2 protein-coding genes are annotated in these 1119 nt (G+C 45.1%); both read left to right on the plus strand.

Features of this window, described 5'->3' with window-relative positions; translation table 11 throughout:
* The coding region (locus F6K13_RS34330) for a hypothetical protein (RefSeq protein ID WP_287290110.1) at positions 1-216 on the plus strand (216 nt) is incomplete at its 5' end.
* A gap of 62 nt (positions 217-278) precedes the next feature.
* Positions 279-785 carry a tRNA (adenosine(37)-N6)-threonylcarbamoyltransferase complex dimerization subunit type 1 TsaB gene (gene tsaB / locus F6K13_RS34335; RefSeq protein ID WP_353735767.1) on the plus strand — a complete coding sequence of 169 codons (507 nt, stop codon included), beginning with the start codon at positions 279-281 and terminating at the stop codon, positions 783-785.
* Positions 786-1119: the final 334 nt, after the last annotated feature.

A 1119-nucleotide genomic window follows, 5' to 3' on the forward strand; every position in this document is an offset into this window, starting at 1 on the left:
GACGGGGCGGTGACGGTTCGACCGGTAGGGCTGTTGTGGCTCGGGTCGCACCGTAGCTTCGAAAACCAGTTGCACGAGCTTGTGACCGCCGCCCCCGATTGGCCGGTGACGGTCGATCTCGGCCCCGATCCCGACCCCGACGTCGAGGCCGCAGTGGCCCGGGTCGCCGGCCGGCTCGATGACACCGTGGCCGCACCCTCGGTGCGCCGACCATAACGGGGCATAACGGGGCGGTCCGGGTGCCGCTCCGCCCTTCGGTGCGACGGCCCGGCGCCCCCATGAGCGCGTATAAAGGCCCAGGAAGTTTTACTGGTACTCGTATAGGTATAGTAACTGCTAGAACTTTAGCTCAACAGTTAAATATTCCGCTATTTGCAATTTCAACCTTAGCAGCAGTAGCTTGGTCATATAAAAATCAAGACCGGGATTTATCTCTACAAATGCCAGCTCAAAGAAATCAGTTATTCACAGCTATTTATCAACTTGAAGAAATGGGTATCAATCCTCTTTTAGAAGAAACACTAATGACTCCAGAAGCATGGGAAGAAACTTTGAAAAATTGGCAAAACTCCTATGAATTAATTAAGGTTGAAAATGGTTTAGGAGAATCTGTTTTAAGTCTATTAGAATTAGCTCATTTAGAATGGCAAAAAGGAAAGCGATCGCATTGGTCTACAGCATTACCTTTTTATGGACAACATCCCATTATTGAGCGAGGGAGTATGGCAGCGGGTAGGGACGTTACATACAATGTCCTACAGAGAAGTAAACATCAGAATAATTAACAATAACTGGCGTACTAATTATCAAAAAACTTATTTACTTAGGGTGTTAATTACTTAATAGTTGAAGTGTCACTTAAGTTCAGCATTCTTTTTTTTCGCTTGGTATAAAATCAACTGTTTTAAATTTACTAATTCTGCTTTTTGATTCATCAATATATATACAAAAGTTTTCGAGTTGATAAGGTACGAAGTTTTATACTTTTAGGGAAGAGCGGTGCGACCCCGCGTCGGTGACAGACGCATCTGGTAGCGCACCAAGAGAGGGAACATCGGATCTGGGAACAGGGAATGAATAAAAATTGTAGATTATTCTTAAAGTTTACCTTACTATCCA

Origin of the sequence: Okeania sp. SIO2B9, from assembly GCF_010672505.1 — a bacterium.
GTDB lineage: Bacteria > Cyanobacteriota > Cyanobacteriia > Cyanobacteriales > Microcoleaceae > Okeania > Okeania hirsuta.